At 68.4% G+C, this 24,584-nt stretch carries 20 protein-coding genes and 1 pseudogene; 12 read left to right on the top strand and 9 right to left on the bottom strand.

Features of this window, described 5'->3' with window-relative positions:
* Nucleotides 1-11: 11 nt before the first annotated feature.
* Complete coding sequence (gene glyA / locus G7043_RS37215; protein ID WP_278185974.1) at nt 12-1,289, bottom strand: serine hydroxymethyltransferase; 1,278 nt, start codon at nt 1,287-1,289, stop codon at nt 12-14.
* Between the two features lie 212 nt (nt 1,290-1,501).
* Nucleotides 1,502-2,281, bottom strand: coding sequence for an IclR family transcriptional regulator (locus G7043_RS37210; RefSeq protein ID WP_207312233.1), 780 nt, complete (start codon nt 2,279-2,281; stop codon nt 1,502-1,504).
* A 132-nt stretch (nt 2,282-2,413) separates the two neighbouring features.
* On the opposite strand from G7043_RS37210, the gene G7043_RS37205 reads away from it, so the two are divergent.
* Nucleotides 2,414-2,731: a bifunctional 3-phenylpropionate/cinnamic acid dioxygenase ferredoxin subunit gene (locus tag G7043_RS37205; protein ID WP_166053378.1), complete on the top strand. Its 318-nt coding sequence runs from the start codon at nt 2,414-2,416 to the stop codon at nt 2,729-2,731.
* Nucleotides 2,728-3,876 carry an NAD(P)/FAD-dependent oxidoreductase gene (locus G7043_RS37200; protein ID WP_166053377.1) on the top strand — a complete coding sequence of 383 codons (1,149 nt, stop codon included), beginning with the start codon at nt 2,728-2,730 and terminating at the stop codon, nt 3,874-3,876. Before G7043_RS37205 ends, G7043_RS37200 begins: the two co-directional genes overlap by 4 nt.
* Here G7043_RS37200 and G7043_RS37195 read toward each other — a convergent pair.
* Nucleotides 3,866-4,645, bottom strand: a complete 780-nt coding sequence (locus G7043_RS37195; protein WP_166053376.1) for an SDR family oxidoreductase — start codon at nt 4,643-4,645, stop codon at nt 3,866-3,868. The two genes, G7043_RS37200 and G7043_RS37195, sit on opposite strands and share 11 nt — an antisense overlap.
* A 62-nt stretch (nt 4,646-4,707) precedes the next feature.
* Between G7043_RS37195 and G7043_RS37190 the strand changes: the two genes are divergently transcribed.
* From G7043_RS37190 to G7043_RS37170, 5 genes and pseudogenes are all read left to right on the top strand, one after another.
* A complete protein-coding gene (locus tag G7043_RS37190) occupies nt 4,708-5,955 on the top strand; it encodes an MFS transporter (protein WP_166053375.1) in 1,248 nt (415 codons plus the stop codon).
* Nucleotides 5,956-5,960: 5 nt separating this feature from the next.
* A complete protein-coding gene (locus G7043_RS37185; protein WP_166053374.1) occupies nt 5,961-6,572 on the top strand; it encodes a TetR/AcrR family transcriptional regulator in 612 nt (203 codons plus the stop codon).
* Nucleotides 6,573-6,823: 251 nt separating this feature from the next.
* Nucleotides 6,824-7,021: pseudogene (locus tag G7043_RS47805) on the top strand (response regulator transcription factor); the annotation flags it as partial.
* Nucleotides 7,022-7,068: 47 nt separating this feature from the next.
* A complete protein-coding gene (locus G7043_RS37175; protein WP_166053373.1) occupies nt 7,069-7,641 on the top strand; it encodes a TetR/AcrR family transcriptional regulator in 573 nt (190 codons plus the stop codon).
* The gene (locus G7043_RS37170) at nt 7,638-8,492 is read left to right on the top strand and encodes an SDR family NAD(P)-dependent oxidoreductase (protein WP_313888258.1); all 855 of its coding nucleotides are present in this window, start codon (nt 7,638-7,640) and stop codon (nt 8,490-8,492) included. The genes G7043_RS37175 and G7043_RS37170 overlap by 4 nt, the downstream gene beginning before the upstream one ends.
* A gap of 1 nt (nt 8,493) precedes the next feature.
* Here G7043_RS37170 and G7043_RS37165 read toward each other — a convergent pair whose 3' ends face one another.
* Both G7043_RS37165 and G7043_RS37160 read right to left on the bottom strand, forming a co-directional pair.
* Nucleotides 8,494-9,624: an HNH endonuclease signature motif containing protein gene (locus G7043_RS37165; RefSeq protein ID WP_166053371.1), complete on the bottom strand. Its 1,131-nt coding sequence runs from the start codon at nt 9,622-9,624 to the stop codon at nt 8,494-8,496.
* A gap of 281 nt (nt 9,625-9,905) precedes the next feature.
* On the bottom strand, nt 9,906-11,432 hold the full coding sequence (locus G7043_RS37160; RefSeq protein ID WP_242643103.1) for a glycosyltransferase family 39 protein: 1,527 nt from the start codon (nt 11,430-11,432) through the stop codon (nt 9,906-9,908).
* A 104-nt stretch (nt 11,433-11,536) separates the two neighbouring features.
* Here G7043_RS37160 and G7043_RS37155 point away from each other — a divergent pair, with 104 nt between their 5' ends.
* Genes G7043_RS37155 through G7043_RS37135 form a run of 5 tightly spaced genes read left to right on the top strand, consistent with a single transcriptional unit; the run spans nt 11,537 to nt 15,869 of the window.
* Complete coding sequence (locus tag G7043_RS37155) at nt 11,537-12,508, top strand: serine hydrolase domain-containing protein (protein WP_207312232.1); 972 nt, start codon at nt 11,537-11,539, stop codon at nt 12,506-12,508.
* Between the two features lie 35 nt (nt 12,509-12,543).
* Entirely contained in the window at nt 12,544-13,734 is a 1,191-nt protein-coding gene (dinB, locus tag G7043_RS37150; protein WP_166053370.1) for a DNA polymerase IV, read from the top strand.
* 4 nt (nt 13,735-13,738) lie between these two features.
* Nucleotides 13,739-14,284 carry an alpha/beta fold hydrolase gene (locus G7043_RS37145; protein WP_207312231.1) on the top strand — a complete coding sequence of 182 codons (546 nt, stop codon included), beginning with the start codon at nt 13,739-13,741 and terminating at the stop codon, nt 14,282-14,284.
* Nucleotides 14,285-14,313: 29 nt separating this feature from the next.
* A complete protein-coding gene (locus G7043_RS37140) occupies nt 14,314-15,393 on the top strand; it encodes an NAD(P)H-dependent amine dehydrogenase family protein (protein WP_166053369.1) in 1,080 nt (359 codons plus the stop codon).
* The gene (locus G7043_RS37135; RefSeq protein ID WP_166053368.1) at nt 15,390-15,869 is read left to right on the top strand and encodes a carboxymuconolactone decarboxylase family protein; all 480 of its coding nucleotides are present in this window, start codon (nt 15,390-15,392) and stop codon (nt 15,867-15,869) included. The genes G7043_RS37140 and G7043_RS37135 overlap by 4 nt, the downstream gene beginning before the upstream one ends.
* Before the next feature lie 19 nt (nt 15,870-15,888).
* On the opposite strand, the gene G7043_RS37130 is transcribed toward G7043_RS37135, so the two are convergent.
* The 4 genes from G7043_RS37130 to G7043_RS37115 form a co-directional block, all read right to left on the bottom strand.
* Complete coding sequence (locus tag G7043_RS37130; RefSeq protein WP_449279977.1) at nt 15,889-17,427, bottom strand: GMC oxidoreductase; 1,539 nt, start codon at nt 17,425-17,427, stop codon at nt 15,889-15,891.
* A 358-nt stretch (nt 17,428-17,785) separates the two neighbouring features.
* Nucleotides 17,786-22,048 (bottom strand): FxSxx-COOH system tetratricopeptide repeat protein, encoded by a 4,263-nt coding sequence (fxsT, locus tag G7043_RS37125; protein WP_166053366.1) that lies wholly within the window; start codon nt 22,046-22,048, stop codon nt 17,786-17,788.
* Nucleotides 22,045-23,073: an AAA family ATPase gene (locus G7043_RS37120; protein WP_313888257.1), complete on the bottom strand. Its 1,029-nt coding sequence runs from the start codon at nt 23,071-23,073 to the stop codon at nt 22,045-22,047. Before G7043_RS37120 ends, fxsT begins: the two co-directional genes overlap by 4 nt.
* Nucleotides 23,070-24,569, bottom strand: coding sequence for a VMAP-C domain-containing protein (locus G7043_RS37115; protein ID WP_166053365.1), 1,500 nt, complete (start codon nt 24,567-24,569; stop codon nt 23,070-23,072). The genes G7043_RS37120 and G7043_RS37115 overlap by 4 nt, the downstream gene beginning before the upstream one ends.
* Nucleotides 24,570-24,584 lie beyond the last annotated feature (15 nt).

The raw sequence follows: 24,584 nt of genomic DNA, 5'->3' as shown, positions 1-24,584 counted from the left end.
AGTTGCTCCTGTCAGAGGTGGGGGTAGAGGGGGTGCTTCTGGGCCAGCTTCGCGACGCGCGCGGCGAGGTCGTCCTCGTCGGAGGACGGCTGCAGCGCGGCGGCGATGATGTCGGCGACCTCGGCGAAGTCGTCGGCGGTGAAGCCGCGGGTGGCCAGCGCGGGCGTGCCGATCCGCAGGCCGGAGGTGACCATCGGCGGGCGCGGGTCGAACGGCACGGCGTTGCGGTTGACGGTGATCCCGATGCGGTGCAACCGGTCCTCGGCCTGCTTGCCGTCCAATGAGGACTCGACGAGGTCGACCAGCACGAGGTGGACGTCGGTGCCGCCGGACAACACCTTCACGCCCGCCTCGGCGCAGTCGGGCTGCGCGAGCCTGGATGCCAGGATCGAGGCGCCTTCGAGGACGCGCTGCTGACGTTCGCGGAACTCCTCGCCCGCGGCGACCTTGAACGCGACCGCCTTGGCCGCGATGACGTGCTGCAGCGGTCCGCCCTGCTGGCCGGGGAACACCGTGGAGTCGACCTTCTTGGCCAGCTCCTTCGTACTCAGGATCACGCCGCCCCGGGGACCACCGAGCGTCTTGTGGGTCGTGGTCGTGACCAGGTCCGCGAACGGCACCGGGCTGGGGTGCAGCCCTGCGGCGACCAGACCGGCGAAGTGCGCCATGTCGACCATGAGCTTGGCGTCCACGAGGTCGGCGATCCGGCGGAACTCGGCGAAGTCGAGCTGCCGCGGGTAGGCGGACCAGCCGGCGATGATCAGCTTGGGCCTGGACTCCAGCGTGAGCCGTTCGACCTCGGCCATGTCGACGCGGCCCGACGAGCGGTCCACGTGGTAGGCCACGACGTTGTAGAGCCGGCCGGAGAAGTTGATCCGCATGCCGTGCGTCAGGTGGCCGCCGTGCGCCAGGTCGAGGCCCATGATCGTGTCGCCGGGCTGGAGCACCGCCGCCATCGCCGCCGCGTTGGCCTGCGCGCCGGAGTGCGGCTGGACGTTCGCGTGCTCGGCGCCGAAGAGGGCCTTCACCCGCTCGGTCGCCAACGCCTCGATGACGTCGACGTGCTCGCACCCGCCGTAGTAGCGGCGTCCCGGGTAGCCCTCGGCGTACTTGTTGGTCAGCACCGATCCCTGCGCCTGCAGCACTCCCACCGGCGCGAAGTTCTCGGAAGCGATCATCTCCAGCGTCGACTGCTGGCGGTGGAGCTCGGCGCGGATCTCGGCGGCGACCTCGGGGTCGAGCTCGTCGAGATGCTGATCCAGGACTGGGGTGGAAACGGAGAGTGACAACGGGCCGACCCTTCCGAGCGAGTTCCGTAATACGCAACGTTGTTCGCATTATGCAACTGCGGCGGCCATCACAGTGAGACTCGCCGGAGGCGTTGTCAAGCCCCTGTCGCACGGACGGAGGCATCCGGAACTGCGGCGTTCCAGGTGGTCACAGCCCTGAAACAACACGAGCCCCCGGCGTTCACCGGGGGCTCGTGGCGGGTGGAGATCGTTCAGACGGGGTGTCCCATCCGCACGGAGAGATCGCGCGACGCCAGCCGCAGCTCCTCGACGATTTCGGGCATGCGCTTCTGCGAGAGCCGGTAGGCCGGTCCGGCGGCGCTGATCGCCGCCACGACGTCACCGTGCGAGCCGAAGACGGGGACCGCGACGGCGTGCAGACCGGCCTCCAGCTCCTCCATGCACGTGGCGAACCCGTCCTCGGCGGTGCGGCGCAGCACGTAGCGGAGCTTCACGGGATCGGTGATGGTGCGCGGGGCACAGGACTCCAGGTCGCCGGCGAGCACCCGTTCCTGGTCCTCCTCCGACGCGGCGGCGAGCAGGACCTTGCCGCTCGACGTGGCGTGCAACGGCGTGCGCTGGCCGACCCAGTTCTGCGCGGCCACCGCGGAACTTCCCCGAGCCTGGCTCACGTTGAGGGCGACGCCGCTGTCGAGCACGGCGATGTTGACGGTCTCGCCCAGCCGGTCCGCGAGCTCCGAGCAGACCGGGCCACCCACCCGGACGTAGTCGAGCTGACCGGTCACGGCGCCCGCGAACCGGAGCATGCCGATGCCGATCCGGAAGGGACCGCGTTCGCCGTCCTGCTCCACCAGATCACGGGCCTGAAGTGTGTAAACGAGTCTGGACGCGGAGGACTTGTGTACACCGAGCTCGGCGGCGATCTCGGTGATCCCCGCTTCGCCGTTGCGGGCCAGCAGCTCCAGAACGGCCACCGCCCGATCGACCGATTGCACGAGCGCAGGGTCGCGCTCTCCCCCGTTGTTGCTCATGACGCAACTGTAAACGACTGACGCAACACCTCAGATCAACCGAAACCCGTCTTGACGGCCCTCGTGATCCTCAGTCATTCTGCTGTTGCGTATCGCACACCATGTTCCGTAATACGCAACGGAGGGTTTGAGATGATCACCGCTTGCGCCGTGGACGACCTGCCCGTGGGTGAGTCCGTGGTTGTACCTGGAGACGTGGCCATCGCCGTCTTCAACGCGGACGGCGAGTTCTACGCGATCGACGACACCTGCAGCCACCAGGACGCCTCGCTGTCCGAGGGCTGGCTGGAGGGTTGCTTCGTCGAGTGCCCGCTGCACGCGGCGCTCTTCGACCTCCGCACCGGCATGCCGACGTGCCTGCCGGCCAAGAAGGCGGTGCGCACCTACCCGGTCGTCGTCCAGGACGGCGTGATCTACGTGGACACGGGCAGCCGCGAGGCCGTGGCATGAGAACGGTCGCGGTCGTCGGCGCCTCGCTCGCCGGGCTGCGTTCCGTCGAGGAGCTGCGCGGGCAGGGCTTCGACGGGCGGATCGTGGTGATCGGCGAAGAGGTGTACGCGCCCTACGACCGGCCGCCGCTCTCCAAGGCGTTCCTCGCGGGCACGTTGCCGGCCGAGGACCTCTCGCTGTCCGACGAGGACTTCGGCGCGGAGTGGCACCTCGGCGTCCGTGCCGAGCGGATCGACCCCTCGTCGAGCTCGATTCACCTGTCGAGCGGCGAAGTTCTGCACACGGACGGCGTCGTGATCGCCACCGGCGGCCGCCCCCGCACGTTGCCGGGAACCGAAGCCCTGGCCGGTGTCCACACGCTGCGCACCATCGACGATGCCCTTGCACTGCAGGCAGATCTGCGTCCTGGTGCCCGTGTCGTGGTCGTGGGCGCGGGCTGGATCGGCTCCGAGGTGGCTTCCACCTGCCGTTCGCTCGGCCACGACGTGACGGTCGTCGAGGCCGCCCCGGTGCCGATGGAACGCGCGCTGGGCCCGGTGCTCGGTGCGCTCTGCGCCGAACTGCACGCGGACCACGGCGTCGACCTGCGCTTGGGCATCGGCGTGGAATCCTTCGCGCACAACGGAACCCGCGTCACCGGTGTCGTCCTGCGGGACGGCTCGCACCTGCCGGCCGACGTCGTGGTGGCCGGGATCGGCATGGCACCCGCCACCGACTGGCTGCACGGCTCTGGCTTGGGCGTGGACAACGGCGTCCTGTGCGACACCGGCTGCGTCACGGCCATCCCGTCCGTCGTTGCCGTGGGCGATGTCGCCCGTTACCGGACGCCGTCCGGCAGCCACGTCCGGCACGAGCACTGGACGAACGCCTCGGAACAGCCGGTCGTGGCCGTCCGCAACCTCCTCGCGGGCACGACCCTGGAGACCTTCCGGCCGTCCGGCTACGTCTGGTCCGACCAGTACGGCATCCGCCTGCAGCTCGCGGGCGACACCAGCGGCGCGGACGAGATCGCCGTCATCGACGGCTCACCGGACGACCGCAAGTTCGTCGCCGAGTTTCGCCGGGCCGGCCTGGCCATCGGGGTGCTCGCCATGAACAACGCCAAGCTGTTCGGCCGCCTGCGCCGCCAGCTCGTCACCGCCTGAGAACAGCCAGCATGTCCTCCAGCCGCTTCTCCAGGTGCGGCCGGACGTCGTAGCCCGTGAAGATCCACGGCGAGCGTTTCTCCATGCCCGCCAGCACCATCTCGCCGACCTCGTCGATGCCGGGCCCGCTGCGGAGAAACGCTTCGACAGCGGGGACGAGGTCGTCGCTCAGCGCCACGCCGGCGTTCGACGCCCTGGTGTTCCTGACGATGCCGGTGTCGACCGGTCCGGGGCACAGCACGCTGACGTCGATGCCGTGCCTGGCCACGTTGAGCCGCAACGACTCGGACAGGCCGACCACGGCGAACTTGGCCGTCGTGTACAGCACGTTCGGGTCGGTCACGAGCCCCGCGGCCGACGCGGTGTTCACGACGTAACCCGATCCGCGCTCGATCATGCGCGGCAAGAACGTCTGTATCCCGTTGATCACCCCGGTCAGGTTCACCGCGAGCGCCTGATCCCACTTGTCGTAGCTCAGCTCTGCCGCGGTGGAGTACGGCACGATGCCGGCGTTGTTGAACAACAACTCGACCGGTCCCAGCGCCCGTTCGGTCTGTCGAGCCGTTTCGACGAACGCCTCCCGATCGCGCACATCCAGTCGAAACGCTTCAACTGACGTCACCTTCGCCAGCTCCGCCGCACTGCGAGCCAACGCCTCCTCGTCGATGTCAGCCAGCGCGATCCTCACGCCGCGCTTCGCCAGCGACCTGGCGATGCCCAGGCCGATTCCTCTCGCACCACCGGTGATGAAGGCGACCGATTCCCTCATGGAACGACCTCTCTATGTTGATCTGATGACACTGTGCTGGCCAACACAGTAGCCTGCTCAGCATGGCGATGACGCTTGACGAGGTCCTGTCCACCGGTGGCCGTGCCACGCTCGGCGTGCTCGTGGGCCTGCAGGTCCTGGACAGCGTCGACAACGTGATGTTCGTGGTCTTCGCGCCGGAGATCCGGGACTCGCTGGGTCTCAGCACGGCGGCGATCGGCGTGGTCGGCGCTCTGGCCGGGGTGATGGTGGCCCTTGCCGCGGTACCGCTCGGCCTGCTCGGAGACCGGCGCCGCCGCACCGCCATCGCCGGGGTGTGCACGCTGATCTGGGCCGCGGCCGCCGGGCTGCTCGGTCTCGTCCAGAACCTCTGGCAGGCTGTCGTGGTCCGCGTCGTCGCCGGTGTCGGCAAGGCCAACGAGGGGCCGATCCAGGCATCGCTGCTGGTCGACGCCTATCCGCCGGCCGGACGTGGACGGGTGCTCGGTCTGCACCGCGGCGGCCAGCCGCTGGGCATCGTGACCGGTCCGCTGCTGGCGGCGGCGTTCGCGGCGGTGATCCCCGAGGAGCACGAGCCGTGGCGGTGGGCGTTCGCTTTCCTCGCCGTGCCTGCACTTCTGCTCGGCCTGGCCGCGCTGCGCCTGCCGGAACCGGTCCGAGCGCACTCGACGGCCACCCCGCGCGGTGCGTTCCAGCGCCTCAGGAAGATCAGCACGCTGGTGCGGGTGATGGTCGCGCTCGGGGTGTTCGGCATGTGCGTGACGACGGTGCCGATCTACCTGAACCTGATCCTCGAGGACCATCTCGGCCAAGGCGCGGCGGCCCGCGGCGTGATCACGTCGGTCTGCGCGGTCGGCGGACTGCTGGGCGCGGCGCTCGGCGGATTGTTGAGCGACAGGCTGTTCCGGCGCAGCCCGAAGTGGTGCCTGCACCTCGCGGCCGGCGCGCTCTCCGTGCTGGGCATCGGGTTCGCGGTACAGGCGTACGCACCGGACGTGTGGACCTACGTGGTCATCGGGATGATCGTCCAGGGCTTGACGTTCGCGGGCATCGTCCCGTTGAGCCTGGTCGTGGCCTCGGTGACGCCGAAGGAGTTCCGCGCGACGGCGTTCGCCCTGGCCGGCGTCCTGACCGCGCTGGTCGGCGGGCTAGGCGGCGCGTTGCTCACCGGCGTGGCCGAGAAGTTCTGGGGCGCCCAGGGCGCGGTAGCCGTCGTGGCCCCGGCAGCGTCGGTGATCGCAGGTCTCGTCCTGCTCACCAGCACCCGGCACCTGCTCCGCGACATCGCACGTGCGGGAGATCTACGATGATCGCCGTGAACTCCCCTGGGCCGCGCCGGATCGACGAGATCGGCGAGGAGAGCCGTCGCCGCATCCTGGACGCCGCCGAGGAACTCTTCGCCGAGCGCGGGTTCGACCGCACGTCCTTTGTGGACATCGCGAGGCGGTCCGGCATCAGCCGCGGCTCGATTCCGTGGCACTTCAAGAACAAGGACGGCCTGGTGATGGCCGTCGTCGAGCGGGCGGTCGACCGTATCTGGCCGGCCGAGCGGTACGAGTCGGTGCCCTCGCTCAGCGAGGTGTTCCGCGAGACGGCGGAACTGTTGCGCAGTGGCAACTCGGCACTGGTGTTCATGATCCTGGTCGAGGCGCTGGGCGACCGGGGTGTCGTGCACGACCAGTACCGGGAGTTCTTCGCCCGGCGGCGCGAGGGCATCGAGGTCCTGCTGCGGCTCAGGCGACCGGCCGATGCCGACCCCGAGATCGCGGCCGAGCAGGAACGCACCGCCGCCGTGGCGCTCAACGGCGCACTCCTGGGCATCCACCTGCAGGCTCTCGTCGATCCCGCGAACGTCGACCTCGATGCCGCACTGGTGTCGATCGCGACCATGTTCGACCGGAATCTCGCCGACGTGTGGCGCACCTGAAGGCCGTGCTACCCCGGTAGCACAACGTGTTGTCGGCTACGGCGGTAGGCACTGAGCAACGCCGTGCGTCACGCTCCCGGGTCCACTGTGGACGTGCAGATCTCGGCGGATTCAGCGCAACTTCGGCTTGCGGTCACCAACAGCGCGCCGACTGAAGCACCATCGCCGAGCAACGGTGCCGACGCCGTGCGGGTGCTCATGCTGACCACGTTCGACGTCCGGAAACGGTCAAGCCGGAGCGTGCGGATCGACTCACCGCACAGGAGCTGAAGGTCTTGCGGCTGGTCGCGCGCGGCATGTCGAACAGCGAGATCGCGGCCGCACTAGTGATCGTCGAACAGACCGCGAAGACGCACGTCAGCCGCGTGTTCGCAAAGCTAGGGGTGCGGGACCGCGCTCAGGCGATCGTGGCCGCCTACGAGATGGGCATCGTGGTGCCCGGCGAGTAAAACCAGAACGATTTCAGTTTTGAACTCGTTCTGGTTATCGTGGGTGCATGACAGCAGGACGGCGTGACCGCAAGAAGGCGGCGACCCGCAAGGCGCTGGCCGATGCGGCGTTGCACCTCTTCCTCGAACGCGGCTACGACAACGTGACGGTGAAGGAGATCGCCGAAGCCGCCGACACCGCGATCGCGACGCTGTTCGCACACTTCCCGGCCGGCAAGGAAGCGCTGATCCTCGACGACAGCGGCGAACGCGAAGCCTCTCTGACCGCAGCGATCCGCGAGCGCCCCGACGGCGTCTCCGCCCTGGACGCTCTGCACGCGTTCTTCGCGAACAGAGCCCCTTTCCGAGAGGACCTGCCCGAGGAATACCAGCGCCGCATGGACCTGGTCCTGACCACGCCGGCACTGTGGGCTTACGCCCGCACGGTCTGGGTCGCCTGCCAGGGCACGCTGGCCGCTCTCCTGGCCGAGGCCGCGGGACTCGCGGAACCCGACGACTCGCTGCACGTCCTGGCCCGCTACGTGCTGGAAACCCCCGATCTCGCCTCGGCCCGACCGGACCGCAACGCGGCTCTCGCCGAAGCGTTCGCTCACCTCAAGCAAGGATGGCCAGGACTGTGAACGTTCTAGTGACCGGCGGCAACGCGGGCATCGGCTACTTCACCGCCGAACAACTAGCCGAAGCGGGCGCCACCGTCGTCCTGGGCAGTCGTTCCCAGACCAAGGCCGACACGGCGGCCGACGCGATTCGTGCCCGCGTCCCCGGTGCCGACATCCGCCACCTGCCGCTGGACCTCGGCGACCTGTCGTCACTCAAGTCCTCAGCAGACGGTCTGGAGAAGCTCGACGCCGTGGTGTTCAACGCCGGAGTCGCCCTGGATTCGCTTGACCGCGAGGAAAGCGTCGACGGGCACGAGCTGATGTTCGCCACCAACCACCTCGGCCACTTCGCGCTCACGCATTGGCTTGCTCCCCTGCTCACAACAGCCCGGATCATCACTGTCGGCAGTTTCGCCGCGCGTTCCGAACGTCTCGATCTCGACGATCTGCAGTCCATCAACGCCTACGACCCGAAACGCACCTACGGACGTTCCAAGCTCGCCCAGATGATCTTCGGTTTCGAACTGGACCGCCGCCTGCGCGCCGCGGGCAGCCGCGCGATGAGCGTCGTCGTCCACCCCGGCGGAGCCCTGGACTCCCTGACCCCCAGCCGCCCCGGAGTCCACACCCGGCCAGCTTCCACCAGGGTCGCCGGATTGCTGTTGCACGGCAAGGACTCCGGCGCCATGCCCGCGGTGAAAGCCGTGCTGGACCCCGATGTGGAAGGCGGGCAACTCTGGGGCCCACGACAGTTCGGCCTGCGCGGCAAACCCCACCTCGAACGACCGCACGCGCACATGACCGACCCCGAAACCGCCGCAGCACTGTGGCAGAAGAGCTGCGAGCTGACCGGTCTCGACCTGGACGTGTAGCTCAGAAGGGCGGCGGGTCGCCGAGCACTGGTTCCGGTTCGCGGCGGTAGGTCTTTCCGGCCGGGCTGCGGAAGCAGAACCGTCCAGGTGACGGCTGGGTGACTTCCCAGGCGGTGCGGTGCTTTACCCGGTGATGCCTGCGGCAGAACGCACCGAGGTTGCCCGCCGAGGTGGTACCCAGCGGGAACGGGACCGTGTGGTCGAGGTCGGCGTGGTGGGCCTGGCGGGTGCAGCCGGGGAACCTGCACGTGCGGTCGCGGGTCCAGACGAACCGGCGCAGCGCGGCGGGCGGACGATACGTGCTGGTGCCGAACTCCAGCGCCTCACCCGTCACCGGATCGGTGAGCAGACGGCGCCAGGTGGAGTCGCCAGCCAGTTCACGGGCCAGGTCAGCGGTGATCGGCCCATACCCGGCCAGCTCGCCGGGCTGCTCGGACAACCCCATCAACGTGGCCGCGGACACCGCGACGTACAGCTCCACCTTGACCGCACTCGTCTTGTCCGGCGTGGCCAGGATCAGGTCGGCGACGACGTCGGCACGCACCTGGTCGAGGGTCCGCGGATCGGTCGGCGTCTTGCTCTGACGGGCAATGGCATCGACACGGGCATAGCACGCGGTCGCGAGGTGCGCGGGCAGATAAGCCCAGAACCGCGCCATGTCTTCTTCCAGGGCGTCAATCCCGGTACACCGCTGCTTCTTCTGCTCCTCCGCCCGCTCCTTGTGCCCCTCGGGATCCACCCGCATCACCACCCGGTTGGTGAACTGCCGCATCTGCGCACCGGTCTGCTCCGACGCCCTGCCCAGCACCCGCTCCTCCACCTCGGCCGCGAGATCGGCCGACAGCGGCAGCGTCTTGTCATGCAGGACCCGGGCCTTGTACAGATCGATCTCGCCCTTCTCCAAGGCGTCCAACGTGTTCGGCAGCTTGGAGGCGAGGTCGAGAGCCAAAGCGATCTGGTCGGTGGTCCACCGCGACGTCCACCGCATGGCGGCCGCGATCTCGGCGTCGAAGAACTCCTCCCCTTCACACGCAATCGCGTAGTCGGCGAGCACACGCAACGACTGCGCCTGATGATAGGCAATTTCTCTCTCGTGATAAGCCAGAGCATCGAGAACCTCGACCGCTTCCATACCCCAATTCTATTCTTGATCAAAAACAAAAATGACCAAAACCAGCCACCTGATAAGGTGAACCCGCAGCTCAGACATGCCGCCGTATAGCTCGTACGTCTTTTCTCTCTCTACGACACGCAACCACTAGCAACCACCTACGCACCCGCACGCGTAAAACGCAAATGGACCACGCCCCGCAACCCCCAACGCAACGCGCCCACAGAAATTCGTTCCGACACACGCCCGACGAAGGAGGGCATGTGTCGGGTCGCCGCAAGGCGTGCCCTAAAACCGCACCCTCACGACCGACGGAAGATCGTGATCGAGTGCCCAACCGAGTCAACCGGCGTACTGGTGGCGATCAACGCCTTGAGCCGATCATCAGCCTTGGCAATAGCGGTGTCAGACACAACAAGCAGCCCACGCACCTGTTCCGGCGGCACACCCCGCGGATCCGCCGCACGGATCCCGTAGTACTCCGGCACCCCAGCCCCCTTGTAGACGAGCCAGGTCCGCTCACTCGGATAACGCTTCAACCGATCAGCCAGGCGCCCCAAATCCTGCCCCCAGTCGACGTTCGAGTCGTGCAGGTGCAGGTGCGTCCGAGCCGAACCGCCAAACGCCTCGTTGGAATACGGCAGGTAGTACGGAAAGGCCGCCAACGAACTGGCCGCAGCCACCGCGACGGCAACAACGGCCCACCGACGACGTGCCGCCACCACGGCGGCCGCAGCGACCGCGAGAAACATCGGCACGAAGATCGCGTACCGCACACCGAGGTCGCGGTTGCCCGTCATCGCCGCCACCAGCAGAACCACCGCAGGAGCCAACACATACGGCGCCGCCCCCAACTTCGCCACAGCGAGGATCCCGGCGAACCAGAGCACGAGCGCGCCCAACGGAGTCTTCACGAGCAACGCGGCAGGCAGGTAGTACCAGCGCGAGCCTTCGTAGTGCTCACCGAACAGGTAGCCGCCCCACACCCGGTTCTCAAACCCGAACTGGAGCCGCAGCCCATCGAGATACGGCCCCGGGAGCGACGCCAGCGGATCCACGGCGAGGTACGACGCCCACACCACCGCAGCCGCGATCAGCGACGTGATGGCGACGCCGCGCAGCCGATGCGTGCGAAAGACCAAGAACAACAGCAACGGAACGACGGCCAACGTGTTCATCTTCGTGGCCAGCGCCGCCCCGAGGGCCAGTCCGGCGAACGGCAGGTAGACGACGTCATCACGGGCGCGCCACAGCAGCCAGGCCGACGTCAGCACGAAACCGGCAGCCGGAACGTCCAAAGTCGCCAGCGATCCGTGCGCGATCAGGTCAGGCGAGAACGCGTACAGGGCGAGCGCCACGAGTCCGCCGGTGGGGCCGGTCAGGTCGCGGGCGAACAGGAACACGACCAGCCCGAACAGCAGCGTCAGCACGATCATCGGCAGTCTGGCCAGCAACAACAGGTGTCCAGGATCGTTGCCCGACTCGTACAACACGTGTCTGCCGAGTTCGGTCTGATCCCCACGGAACCAAGGAGCAAGGTGCAGATCGGCGAAGACCAGCCCGGTGGCCATGATCAGCTTGCCCAGCGGCGGGTGTTCCGGGTTGTACCGAAGACTCCGCTCCTCCAGGTAGACCGCTGCCGCGCCCACGTAGACCGGCTCGTCGACGGTCGGGCTCTGCTCGAGGGCCGTCGTGGTCATGGCGATCGCCATCTGGGCCAGCAACAGGACCGCGACCAGCGCGAACAACCACCGGCGGTGCGCAGCCGGTGGTTGTTCGCCGGCAGGCACCCCGACGGTGCGTGGCAGCTGGATCGTCGCGAGCGACAACCGGGCGGTCCTTTCACGGTGATGAACAGGCCCAACACTCCGGAAACGGGATGCCCGCCGATTTGGTTGTCACACACTCGCCCTGGTGCCGCTAGCCTGCGGGAATGCCGATCGAGGACGTGGACAGGATCGCCGCGGAAACCGGTTTCTCCGGGGTGGTCTCGATCGACCGCGCCGGAGAGGTCGAGTTCGCGAAGGCCTACGGGCTAGCGAACCGCGCCTACCAGGTGCCGAACACGCTGGACACCAGGTTCGGCACCGCCAGCGGCAGCAAGGGGTTCACCGCCCTGGTCGTGCTCTCGCTGGTGCGGGAAGGCCTGCTGAGCCTGGACACCACGGCCCGCTCACTGCTCGGCGACGACCTGCCGCTGGTCGCCGACGACGTCACGATCGAGCACCTGCTCACGCACACGTCCGGCATCGGCGACTACCTCGACGAGGAAGGCGACTGGGAGGCCAACGACTACATGGTCGGCGCGGTGCACCTGCTGACCACGACCGAGGCGTTCCTGCCGCTGATGGCCGGGATTCCCACCAAGTTCAAGGCCGGTGAACGGTTCGGCTACTGCAACGGCGGGTTCGTGGTGCTCGCCCTGCTGGCCGAACGGGTCAGCGGCATCGGTTACCACCAACTGGTTCGGGAACGGGTGCTCCGCCCGGCCGCGATGACCCGGACCGACTTCCTGCGCGCCGACGAGCTACCGGCCGACGCCGCCGTCGGTTACCTCGACGGGATGGACCGCTCGAACGTCTTCCACCTGCCGATCCTGGCGAACGGTGACGGTGGCATCCACACCACCGCCGGCGACATGTCCCAGTTCTGGCGGGCGTTCTTCGCCGGCGACATCGTGGCCGACGTCGACGAGATCGTGCGGCCGCGCCTCGACGTGCCCGAGGAGTCGCTGCGCTACGGGCTCGGTTTCTGGCTGCACGAAACCGATGACACGGTGATCCTCGCCGGGTACGACGCGGGAGTGTCGTTCAAGTCCACTCACGACCGTCACACCAGCACCACCCGCACCGTCCTTTCCAACACCGCACCTGGCGCGTGGCCGATCGCCCGCGCGATCATGTGACACCACTGTTCTGAACGGGTGACGGATGCGAACATGTGTTCGTGAGCACCCCGATCCTGCACGCCGACCTGGACGCGTTCTACGCCTCGGTCGAGCAGCGGGACGACCCGAGCCTGCGCGGCCGCCCGGTGATCGTGGGCGGTGGCGTGGTGCTGGCCGCGAGCTACGAGGCCAAGGCGTACGGGGTGCGGACCGCGATGGGCGGGGCACGGGCGCGGAGGCTCTGTCCACATGCGATCGTCGTGCCGCCGCGGATGTCCGCTTACTCGGCCGCGAGCAAGGCGGTGTTCGAGGTGTTCCGCGACACGACGCCGCTGGTCGAGGGCATTTCGATCGACGAGGCGTTCCTGGACGTCGGTGGCCTGCACCGGATCGCCGGTCCGCCGGAAGTGATCGCCGCACGCCTGCGGGCGGCCGTGCTGGAGCAGGTCGGACTGCCGATCACCGTGGGCGTGGCGCGGACCAAGTTCCTCGCCAAGGTCGCCAGCGGGGTCGCGAAGCCGGACGGTCTGCTGGTCGTGCCGGCGGATCGCGAACTCGAGTTCCTGCACCCGTTGCCGGTCGAACGGCTGTGGGGCGTCGGCGAGGTCACCGCCGCCAAGCTGCACAGCCTCGGCATCCGGACGGTCGGCGAGGTCGCCGGGTTCGACGAGACCGGCCTCGTCTCACTCCTCGGCAGAGCGGCGGGCCGGCACCTGCACGCGTTGGCGCACAACCACGATCCGCGTCCGGTCCAAACAGAACGGCGGCGGCGCTCGATCGGTTCGCAACGGGCCCTGGGCCGCCGGGAACGCACGCACGAAGATCTCGAAGCCATCCTCGCCTCGCTGATCGACGGCATCTCACGACGTCTGCGCACGGCTCACCGCGCGTGCCGGACGGTCGTCCTGCGCCTGCGGTTCGCCGACTTCACGCGCGCGACCCGCTCGCACACCGTGAAGGACCCGACAACGGAAACCGAGGTGCTGCTGTCGGCGGCGAGGCAACTGCTCGACGCGGCGATGCCCATGATCCGCAACCGCGGCATCACGTTGCTGGGCGTCTCCCTCACCAACCTCCAGAACGACACGCCGATGCAGCTGGTGTTGCCGTTCGAGGAGGCCAAACCCGCCGCTCTGGATGCCGCGCTGGACGTGGTGCGGGACCGGTTCGGCAGTTCGTCGGTGACGCGGGCGGCGCTGCTCGGCCGCGATCCTGGAATTTCGGTACCGCTCCTGCCGGACTGACCCCTTGGGCGCAGCGCCTCTCACCGAACGGTGGACGCTGCTCGCCCCGGATCGGCCGGGTCACGGCCAGTCGCCGCCCGGCCGGCAGGACTTCGAACCAGAGGCCGCGCTCGTCGCCGACCAGCTGCTCGACCAGCCGAGCCACCTCGTCGGCCACTCCTACGGCGGCATCGTGTCGATGTACGCGGCGGCGTCGCGGCCGGAGAACGTGCTGTCGCTGACCATCGTCGAACCACCGTGCACCGCCGTCGCGCGCGGTGTCCCGGCCGTGGACGAGTACGCCGCCGAGATCCGCTCCCTGCTCGGTTCCGGTCTGGACCCCGTCGAGGGGTTGCGGCGGTTCTTCGTCATCGCGGGTGTGCCGGTCGAGGTGCCCGACGAGCCGCATCCGACGTTGGTCAAGGGCATGCGGCAGCTGCTGGGCGCGCGATCGCCCGCGAGACCGGTGCCGCACGGGTGGTCTGTCCCGGACGCGACCACCTGGTGTCGGAGGCGCCGGACTTCAACACCGCGCTGGAGCGGTTCCTTTACACCTGATGGACTCTTGTAAACTGAAACGTGTTCTAGTTAACTACCGGCATGATCGCCACAGTGGTGTGGGGCACCGGAAACGTCGGCCGTGCCGCGATTCGCGCCGTCGAGGCCCATCCGGGACTGAAACTGACGGCCGTGGTCGTCCACAACCCCGAGAAGGCCGGCCGGGACGCGGGTGATCTCGCCAGCCTGGACCACGAACTCGGGGTCGCGGCCACCACGGACATCGACACGGTGCTGGCGGCGAGCCCGCGCGCCGTCGTCTACGCGGCGTCCGGCGACATCCGCCCGGACGACGCGCTCGCCGACATCACCAGGGCGATCCGGGCGGGCGCGGTCGTCGTCACGCCGTCGCTGTACGCGCTGTACGACCACCGCAGCGCGCCACCCGAGTTGCGAGAACCGGTTCTAGCCGCCATCAAGGAGGGCGGCGGATCGCTGTTCGTCTCGGGCGTCGACCCCGGCTGGGGCAACGACGTGCTGCCGTTGATGATCAGCGGCCTGGGCAGCCGGATCGACGCGGTCCGCTGCCAGGAGATCTTCGACTACTCCACCTACGACCAGCCCGACGCGGTGCGGTGGCTGATCGGGTTCGGGCAGCCGCTCGACTACCAGGCGCCGATGCTCATGCCGACGGTGCCGACCATGGTGTGGGGCGGGCAGATCCGGCTGATGGCGAGGGCACTGGGCGTCGAGATCGACGAGATCCGCGAGACCGTGCACCGGCGCGCGCTCGACGAGACCGTGACGACCAGGACCATGGGCGAGTTCGAGGCAGGCACGCAGGGCGCGATCCGGTTCGAGGTGCAGGGTGTCGTCGGCGGCGAACCGCTCATCGTCATCGAGCACGTCACGCGCATCCACGCGTCGTGCGCGACGGACTGGCCGATGCCGCCGTCGGGCGACGGCGCGCACAAGGTGATCATCGAGGGACGTCCGCGGATCGAGGTGTCGGTCGAGGCCGTCGACGAGGGCGAGAACCGTTCCGCGGGCGGCAACGCGACGGCGGTCGGCCGCATCGTGAACGCCATCGACTGGCTGGCCGGCGCCGAACCCGGGCTCTACGACGCGCTCGACGTCCCGCTGCGGCCTGTGGCCGGCAAGCTCGGAAGGAGCCCGCGATGAACATCGACATCCCCGAGGGCAAGGACCCCATCGGATACGTGTGGGGCGAGCTGGTGCCCGGCATCGGCATCGCCGCCGCGAACCTCTCACTGGCCGTGTACCAGCACACCACGTTGGGGCTGCGCGAGTTCGAGGCCGCGCGGCTGCGGATCGCGCAGATCAACGGCTGCATGTTCTGCCTCGACTGGCGGACCGAACGCGACGGCGAGAAGGTCGAGGACGGCTTCATCGACGCGGTGACCCAGTGGCGCACCACCGACGCTTTCGACGACCGCGCGCGGCTGGCCGCGGAGTACGCCGAGCGGTACGCACTGGATCATCACGGCCTCGACGAGGAGTTCTGGTCCCGCATGGCCGAGCACTACAGCCAGGTGGAGATCGTGGAGCTGACCATGAGCATCGGTGCGTGGCTCGTGTTCGGCAGGTTGAACCGGGTGTTCGGCCTCGACGCCAGGTGCGTGCTGCCGAAGTTCTGACACCGTCCACATCGGACCATCAGAGGTCGGTGGCGATGATCTTCTCGATGTTCCGCTCGGCCAGCGCCGTGATCGTGACGAACGGGTTCACCACGGTGCTGCCGGGAATCAGCGACCCGTCGATGACGTACAGGCCGGGATAGCCGTGCAGGCGCCCGTAGTTGTCGGTGGCCTTGTTCAGGATCGCGCCGCCGAGCGGGTGGTACGTGAGGTGGTCGCCCCAGATCTTGTACGCGCCGAAGAAGTCGGTCCGGTAGATCGTCCCCTCCTTCGAGTTGATCTTGTCGAAGATGGTCTTCGCCGCGTTGATCGACACCCCTTTCCACGCTGTCTGCCAGCTGAGGTCGACCTTGCTCGTGGTGGGGTTCCAGGAGAACTGGGCGCGGTTCGGCGTCCTGGTGATCGACAGGTAGAACGACGCGTAGGTCTCGATGCCGGTCGGCAGCGGCGCCACCTCGGCGAACGCACCGCCCGCCACCCAGTTGTCGATGCCGAGCGTCGGGATGGACGACTGGAGCGCGCCCGTCGGGTCCCACATGTGGTTGGCGCGGCCGCACATGACGTTGCCGTTGTCACCCCAGCCCTTGCCGACCTCGCCGTTCAGGTTCGGCAGCGCGCCGGTGGCCTTGAGCTTGACCAGGAGCTTGCTCGTGCCGACGCTTCCCGCCGCGAAGAACACCTTGGCGGCCGTGATCTGCTTCGTGGCGATCGGGTCGCCGTTGGTGTTGAGCTGCTCGATGGTGACGCTGTAACCACCCGCCGCCGGCACGACCGAGACGACCCGGTGCAGCGGCGAGATGGTGACGCGTCCGGTGGCCCTGACCTTGCTGAGATAGGTCTGTTGCAACGACTTCTTGCCGTAGTTGTTGCCGTAGAGGATCTCTCCGATGAGCGCGGACTTCGGGACGGTCCCGGCCGCCTCCTGCTCCATGTAGTTCCAGTCGTACACGGTCGGCACGAACACGTGCGGGAAGTTCGAGCGCTGAGCGTGCTTCCGGCCGACCCGCGCGTACTGGTAGGCGTCGGTCGTCTCGAACCACTCCGGGCGGATCAGGCCGACCCCGAGCTCGGCGTTGGCGCGCGGGTAGTAGCGGTTGTACATCTCGTCGGCGTTGACCATCGGCAGGACGTCGCCGAAGTACTCGCGTTTCGGCGTGACCGCCATGCCACCGTTGACGAGCGACCCGCCACCGACACCGCGGCCTTGGTAGACGGTGATGCCGGCGAACTCCTCGGCGTCCAGGACGCCGGTGTAGCGCGGGATCGCCTTGTCGATCGGGAAACCCAGGAAGTTGCTCAGCGGCTGTTTCGTCTTCGTCCGCAGCCAGAACGACCGCTGGTCCGGCGTCGTCGTGTTGGCGAAGATCTTGCCGTCCGCGCCGGGCGTGTCCCAGGCCATGCCCATCTCGACCATGTGGACGTCGACGCCGGCCTGGGCGAGACGCAATGCCGCCACGCTGCCGCCGTAGCCCGTGCCGATCACCAGGGCGGGGATGACGGCGGCGTCCGCGATCGAAGCGGACGCTCGAGCCGCGGGAGCGAGACCACCGAGTGCCACGGCACCAAGAATAGAACCTGTTCCAGTTAGAAACGTGCGGCGTGAAGGACCCTCGAAACCGTTGTCACACGTCATTGTGTGGGTCATGTGATCTTCCTCACTGTGGGCGCATGAGAACAAGTTATACCTGTGCTTTGGAAACAAGTCACTACCTGCTGGTCCCGGTTCTTTCGGAAGCCCGGCACTGGTAGTGGACTTGAAGTCGCGATTCGGGACCTCTCCGGACAACCCGGACGGCCCCGGTGCTAACACACGAACCGGGAATGTTCGGACACACACGGTCGCCCGCCAATCGGGCGATACCGGGGGGTATGCGGGCAGCCTCAGTCCGTTGTGGACGCTCGCCCGAGAAAACGCCTCAGAGCTCCAAGGTGTCCGTGTCGCAGATGACCCGCAGGTACTGGCGTGCCGCGATGATCGCCGGGTGGTCCTCCCCCAGCACCCGGCGGAGCCGCTCCACGGTCGGCGCGTGCAGCGATTCCCACTCGGCGTCGGCCTGGCGCAGATCGAGCGAGAGGTTCAGCCGGACGGCCAGCGTCGACGGGTGCTCCGCACCGAGCACTCTGGCCGACCGTGCCACGAGGTCCTCGTCGAGCGTCCTGGCCCCGGCCTCGTCACCCAGCTCGGCGAGGTCGCTCGCGAGGTTCGTGGCGGCCACCAGAGCGAACGGGTGGTCCGCGCCGAACCTCTCGCGGAGTCCGTTCACCGCCAGCTCGTCCAGTTCACGCGCTTGCGGCACCGCGCCCTGCGCTCGGTACACCGACGCCAGGTTCACCGCCGCGATCAGCGTGTACGGGTGGTGAGTCCCGCGGATCTCCTGGAACACCTCGTAACCCGTGGAGGCCACCTCCAGCGCCTCGTCCAGTTCACCCAGCTGCCGGAGGTCGACGGACAGGCTCGACAACGCGGTCGCCGTGTCGATGTGCCGGTTGCCGTGCCGCTGGCGGGACCGGGCGACGCAGTCCCTCAGCAGTTCGACGGCCCCGGTGTGGTCACCGAGCCTGCGCAGTGTCACCGCGAGGGTGCGGGCAGCGCCGACGGCGATCGGGTGGTCCTCACCGAGGAGTTCTCGTTGGCGGGGCAACGTCTCCCGCAGCAACCGGTGCGCGGCTGAGTAGTCACCGCATTCGCGGAGATCCACCGCGAAAGCGTTCTTCGAGTGGTAGGTGAACAGATGGTCGTCACCCAGCACGGCGGTCACGCGCGACAGCGTGTCCTGGTCGAGCTCCAGCGCTTTGGCGAACTCACCCATCAGACGACGGCAGGTCGCGAGAGTGCTCGCGTATCTGAGCGTGGCGGGATCGTCCTCGCCCAGAAGCAGACACGACCGGTCGTAGACGTCTTGCTGCAGCGCGAGTTCCTCCGCGAACCTGCCCTGCGTGCGCCGATCGGCCGCGACGGTGTCGAGCACGTCCAACCAGAGCTCGTGGTCCTCACCGACCTCCTCGCGCAGCAACTCGAGACTCCTCTCGTTGAGGAGCACGGCTTCGTCGCTCCGGCCGAGCCTGCGCAGAGCCATCGCCCACAGATGAGTCATCTCGATGGTCTTGAGGTCGCGCTCACCGAAGGACTCCCGCCACACCCGCGCCGCGTCTTCGGAGACCTCCAGCGCGACACGGTAGTCAGCTCTCGCATGCAGGTGACGAACGAGATTGATCATCAGAACCCGCACCGAGCCGTATGTGCACTCCACCGCACGCGACGCCGTCGCGTGCGCCAGCAACTCGGAGTACGCCAGCCAGTTCCACGAGACCTCGGGACCGCCGGGATCCGCGTGGACCAGCAGCAGGTGCACCGCGTGTCGCAGCTGGTCCTGCGCAGCCGGCTCCAGACGGCTCCTCAGCACCTCCCGCACAAGTCGGTGCAGCTGCAGGGTGTTGTTCCGGTGGTCGATCCTGGCGAGGCTGTACCGGTTGATCTCCCGCACCGCCCGGTTGAGCTTGATCGGGTCCCGGAACGCCGCCGCCAGCTCGGGGGGCGCGGGAAGGTCGGGCACACGGCTGAACCACCTTCGCGAAATCGGCTCGGGGCCGAAGAACGCGCAGACCTGGAGCAACTGCAACGCCGCCGGGTGATCGTGTCTCAGCCGCTCGAGGGGGACGTTCCAGGCCGCCGCGACGGGGATCTCGTAGTCGACCGGCGAGCTGTCCTCCAACAGCTCCATCTGGTGCTGTTCGAACAGGTCGAGGTACTCGGCGACCGGCATCCCGGTCTGCGATCGCCAGGAAGCGGCCTGCTCGACCGCGAGCGGCAGGTCTCCGAGCACCTCCGCGAGGCGGTCCGCGTCGATCTCGGCGATGCTCGGGTCCCGCACTCGCAGCAGCTCGATGCTCTCCGCACGGGTGAACACGTCCACCGCGACCGGCCGCGCGACAGCCGCCCACTCCGGGTTGCGTGAGGTGACCAGGACATGTCCCTTTCCGACGGGGAAGAACGGCCGCACGTCCTCGGGACGGTCGGCGTTGTCGAAGACCAGGATCCAGTTGGCGAAGGGCGTCCCCGTCCGCAACGCCTCCAGCACGGCGGGAATCGCGACGTCGGCGGGCACAACGGAGGCGACGGACGGGCCGGGCACGTTCAGTCTTCTGGCCAGCTCCACGAAGCTCGCCCTGATCTGCGCCGGGTGCGTCGAGGGGATCCACCAGACGATGTCGTACTCGGCGGCGTGCCGGTAGATGTACTCGATGGCGGTCTGCGACTTCCCGATGCCGCCCATGCCGTGCAGTGCCTCCGGCAGCACAGCGGTCGTCCCCGGTTCGAGCAGCCGCTGGCTCAGCGTCTCCAGCACCTCCCGGCGGCCGACGAAGTTGGGGTTCCGCGGTGGCACCTGGCCCCAAACCGACGGCTGACCGGTCAGTTCGCGGCGCTGAGCCACGGAGGCCGTCAAAGGGATCACGTCAGCCTCTCCAGTCGTGTGTTCGGCAGGTGCGGCTTCGAATGCCACTGCTGCCTCCCCCACGTCGTGCCTGGAATCCACGGAGGCTGTTTCTCGTTCGAAGCGGGTGTCTTCCAGTTCGAGGCGGGCGTTCGCCAGTCGGCGAGCGCGCGGCGCGTACGGTCCGGACAAAGCCCTCAGGACGGCTTCCTGCACCCGCAGGTACGGCTGGTTGCCGACGGTCGGTTCAGGATCGGGTGCCTCGTCCGGATCAGCGAGGACCGCGCGGAAGTCCCGGAGCGCCGGGTGCGTGTCGCCCGCGTGGTCGGACAGCACCATGACGGCTCTGACGGTGTCCGCTCGCGTCACCGTGCCGAGCAACTCGTCCCGCACACCGTCGTGGAAGTCGTAGGCGATCTCGGAGACGTCCGGGGGATCCGCCTGCCTGAGCAACCCGCCGAGAATCACCTCGGCGAGGGTGGACAGGGTCGATCCCGGTAGCAGTCGCCGTTGCACCAACGTCATCAACGGCAGGCTCAACGGCGCCGCGGCGAGCAACCCGGCGAGTGAGAAGGCCTCCACCGAAGCGTTCGTGCGGAAGCGCAGGACGCGGTCGCGAGGTGTGAGAGGCCCCCCACTCCCGTTCAGCGGTGGCGGTGTGTTGTCGTCGGCGGTCGGCGAGACCAGGGTCGCTGTCGTCTCCACCCAGCCGCCGTCGTCGGAGGTGAGCAGCTTCGCCCAGCCGGTCATCCAGTCCGCGGACAGGCCGAGCACCGGGACGGGAACGGCGTTCCTCAGTTCCTCCGCGGCGATGTCGGCGTCGGGCTGGACGGCTTTGACCTTCAGGTTCCCGTTCGGCGTGCCGGATCTCGGCGCGGACATCCGCACGCGACGGGTCGTGAGCGCGCTCCAGTGCCACAGCCGGTGCTCGAGCACCTGGACGACGGCCACCGGCATCGTCCGTCCCCACTTGGCCAGAAGCCTTGTCGCAGCACCGTTGTGCCATGCCGCGCTGATCGCGTCGGTGAGGACCAGCACCACCCGCCTGCCGGTCGGTTCGACGAGGTGGGACCAGTGCCAGGACTTGCCCGTCGCACCGACCTGCAGCACCAGGGCGTCCGGTGAGTCCTTGGAGCAGTCGAGCTGGTAGTGCCGCACGTCGCGGAAGGCGCCCTGACGCTGCAGCAGTCCCAGGAACTCACGCGCCGTCCGGCGCCAGATGTCCATCGAGGGCCCGATGTCCGTGACGAGCACGACGTCGAACCGCCGCCACGGCGCGGGTTGCCACTCCGGGAGCCACAGCCCGTCCTGCGCGGCGCGGACCGCCGTGCCCTCCTCGTCCAGGACCGTGCGCCACGGCGAGGGCGTCGTGCGCATGAAAGGGCGCAGGGCACGCGCGATGCCCCGTGCCTCGGGCAGCGCGGGGAGGGTCGGCCAGGCGAGCGGAAAGGCGTCGGCTCGAACGGGGATCATGCCGAACCCGGTGTCGTCCAGCAGGTCCGGCTCCGGTGCCGGCTCCTCCGGCACGTCCCGCGAGTCGCCGGTGCCGTCCTCCTCTGCCAGGGCGGCCGGCACCTCCGGCGTGACCTCGTCCGGCGGCGTCCGTTCCGCCGACTCCCGCGGATCCTCCCGCGGCTTGAGCTTTCCGCTGAGCCACAGGACATCGCGCAGCTCGTGATAGGTGAGGTCGGCCGTGCCGATGCCGTCATCGGCCCGTGGCCGGGCGTCCGGGCGGCGTTCGTTCATTCAAGCTCCGCCGACAGCGGATGCCAGATCGCCTTGAGCAGGTCGTTCCAGTCGGTGTCGGACTGGAACGCTCCGGAGGTGGCGAGCTGCGTCGCCAGGTGGACGGCGTTGAGCAGCTGGTCGGACGCCAGACCGCCGAGCTGCCCGCTGCGCTCCAGGAAGTCCGTGATCAGCCGCGCCAGGTCGACGCCGTCCGCCTCGCCGAAGTGGGCCGCGACCATGCCGCCCAACTGGTCGAAGTCCGGTGGGTCGACGTGCAGTTTCAGGCACCGGCGCAGGAACGCGGGCGGGAACTCCCGCTCGCCGTTGCTGGTGATGATGACGATCGGGAACTCGCGGCACCGCACGACGCCTTCCCGCACGACGGCGGAACCACCGCGGTCGGCCGTCAGCACGCGCATCTCCGACTGCCTGGCGGCGAACCGGACGAGCTCCGGGATGTCGTACTCCCCTTCCTCGAAGACGTTGAGCAGGTCGTTGGGCAGGTCGATGTCGCCCTTGTCGAGCTCGTCGATCAGCAGCACCCGCGGCAGCTCGTACGGCAGCAGCGCGGTGCCGAGCGGGCCGAGGTGGATGTAGTCACCGAGGTCGGAGTCCGCGGGGATCACGGGAGAACGGTCCGCCGCGGCCTGCACCCGCCCGATCGCGTCGTAGAGGTAGAGGCCGTCCTTGAGCGCGGTGCGGCTCGTGACCGGCCAGCGCAGCACCGGCCCCAGCCCCAGTTCCCTGGACACGAGATAGGCCAGCGACGACTTGCCGGTGCCGGGGTTGCCGGTCACCAGGAGCGGGCGGCGCAGGTAGATGGCCGCGTTCACCATCGACACCTCGCGCGGGTGCGGCTTTCGCCTGGTCGCTCGCAGCGCGCCGACGCGGCGGTTGCCCTCACCCCCGTCGTCGTGCGGCCGGAAAACCTCTCCAGAGCCGGTGAACGTTCGCCACGGCGGCGGTTCCGGCAGGCTCCGCACCGGCGCGGAGGCCACCTTGCCGGTGCCCTGGTAGATCTGCCATCCGGTGTTCCCGTTCACGCCACCGACATCCTTTCCGGTGGCGCCGGAAACCGCGGCACCACGACTCTCACCGGATCGTCCAGGAGAATGGACAGTTTCTCGCCGACGTGCCCTGGCACGGTGCCTTGTTCGAACGCGGTCACCCGCGCCAACCGGACTCGCTCCAGCAGGTCGTGGGGATCGTCGGCGCCGTGCAGAAGACTTTCGGCAACGGTCATGAACTCGGCCGAATCACATTTCTCGCGATGCCAGAGAATCAGCGGGACACCCGCGCGCAAACCCGCGGCGACTTCATCACGCCCGACCATCTCCGCGGACGGTGGCGCGCTCAGCACCAATGACACCAGCTTCGGTGTGCGCGCGAAGGCCGAGGCGAGTTTCCGCAGTCCGTCCTCGTTCGCCTGCCTGCTCCACCACGCGGATTCGCGCAGCACCGCGCCGGTGTCGCTGAGCTGCGAGAGCAACTCCTCCCACCTGTCGTACCACCACCGGTACCACTTGAGCGTCGCCATTCGTTCCAGGCTGCGCACGACCACCGGGTAACGGCAGCCCATGGGTTCGGGGATCGGGGAATCCGTCTCCCACGGCCACTGGTCCACGTCGAGGTTGATGATCTCGCTCGGCAGCACGAACTCGATGCGGATGTTCGGGCGAAATCGCGCCCAGTCCGCTTCGGCCTCCTCCACCAGTTCGGCGACGCGGGTCTTCACCCTCTCGAGATCGCCCACGTCGTCGGTGCCGCGCACCGGTGACCACTCGGCGGTCTGCCCGAACTGCCGCCAGTGCGACAGCCGGTACTTGTCGCCCGCCGCGCCCTCGCGCTGGACCTGCAGGATCAGGTAGGCGTCCGACCGGGGCTCCGGCATCAGCCTGCCGGGCGTTTCCGCTGCCTCGCGGCGCACGGCGACGAGCTCGGCCGCCAGACCCATGTGGGCGGCCTGCCGGTCGGACCACAGCCGCAGCTCCGCCGCCAGTTCCGCCCGCACCCGCACCGCGAGGTGTTCGACGAAGACGAGTGGCTTGGGAATTCCGCTCGGATCGGCGTTGAGCGTTTCCAGTGCGCGCAGAACGTCGACGTGACCGGCCTCGGCGGACAGGCTCGGCGCCGAGACACCCAGGACCGCGTGGTAGATCTCGGCGACGTCCGGCAGCTCCTCCCCGTCCAGCAGGCGGAAAAGCCGGGCGCTTTCCTGCTGCGACCACAGTCTGGGGGCGGTCATCGCCTGCACGACGTCCCGGAGTGCGACCACGTGTCTGGAGCCTTGTTCGATCCGTTCCAGCACCACCACGAGAGTCGTCAACCCGTCCGGGTGTTGCCGGCAGACCTCGGCCAGACTGTAGAGATGACCGGTGGCGTGGTCGTGTTCCTCGAACGGCAGATCACCGAGTTCCTCACACACCATCCGCGCGACGAGATTGCGTCCACTGCGGTCCTTCAGAAAGGGAATCCGACGCAAGCCTTCCACCAGGGGCCACAACACACCGCGATCAGCGTTCTGTTCCGCCCACGGCATGTGCGGCCTCCTGTT

The sequence above is a fragment of the Lentzea alba genome, assembly GCF_011067745.1.
Classification (GTDB): Bacteria; Actinomycetota; Actinomycetes; order Mycobacteriales; family Pseudonocardiaceae; genus Lentzea; species Lentzea alba.
Note: the sequence above shows the minus strand (reverse complement) of the source record. Positions and strands in the feature narration are given on the sequence as shown.

What these genes read in the sequence shown, in the direction of transcription:
- G7043_RS37190 (WP_166053375.1), top strand. Translation starts at nt 4,708, where the DNA reads ATGGCGATGACGCTTGACGAGGTCCTGTCCACCGGTGGCCGTGCCACG.
- G7043_RS37205 (WP_166053378.1), top strand. Translation starts at nt 2,414, where the DNA reads ATGATCACCGCTTGCGCCGTGGACGACCTGCCCGTGGGTGAGTCCGTG.
- G7043_RS37165 (WP_166053371.1), bottom strand. Translation starts at nt 9,624, where the DNA reads ATGGAAGCGGTCGAGGTTCTCGATGCTCTGGCTTATCACGAGAGAGAA.
- fxsT (WP_166053366.1), bottom strand. Translation starts at nt 22,048, where the DNA reads ATGAACGAACGCCGCCCGGACGCCCGGCCACGGGCCGATGACGGCATC.
- G7043_RS37175 (WP_166053373.1), top strand. Translation starts at nt 7,069, where the DNA reads ATGACAGCAGGACGGCGTGACCGCAAGAAGGCGGCGACCCGCAAGGCG.
- G7043_RS37155 (WP_207312232.1), top strand. Translation starts at nt 11,537, where the DNA reads ATGCCGATCGAGGACGTGGACAGGATCGCCGCGGAAACCGGTTTCTCC.
- G7043_RS37140 (WP_166053369.1), top strand. Translation starts at nt 14,314, where the DNA reads ATGATCGCCACAGTGGTGTGGGGCACCGGAAACGTCGGCCGTGCCGCG.
- G7043_RS37200 (WP_166053377.1), top strand. Translation starts at nt 2,728, where the DNA reads ATGAGAACGGTCGCGGTCGTCGGCGCCTCGCTCGCCGGGCTGCGTTCC.
- G7043_RS37195 (WP_166053376.1), bottom strand. Translation starts at nt 4,645, where the DNA reads ATGAGGGAATCGGTCGCCTTCATCACCGGTGGTGCGAGAGGAATCGGC.
- G7043_RS37115 (WP_166053365.1), bottom strand. Translation starts at nt 24,569, where the DNA reads ATGCCGTGGGCGGAACAGAACGCTGATCGCGGTGTGTTGTGGCCCCTG.
- G7043_RS37135 (WP_166053368.1), top strand. Translation starts at nt 15,390, where the DNA reads ATGAACATCGACATCCCCGAGGGCAAGGACCCCATCGGATACGTGTGG.
- G7043_RS37210 (WP_207312233.1), bottom strand. Translation starts at nt 2,281, where the DNA reads ATGAGCAACAACGGGGGAGAGCGCGACCCTGCGCTCGTGCAATCGGTC.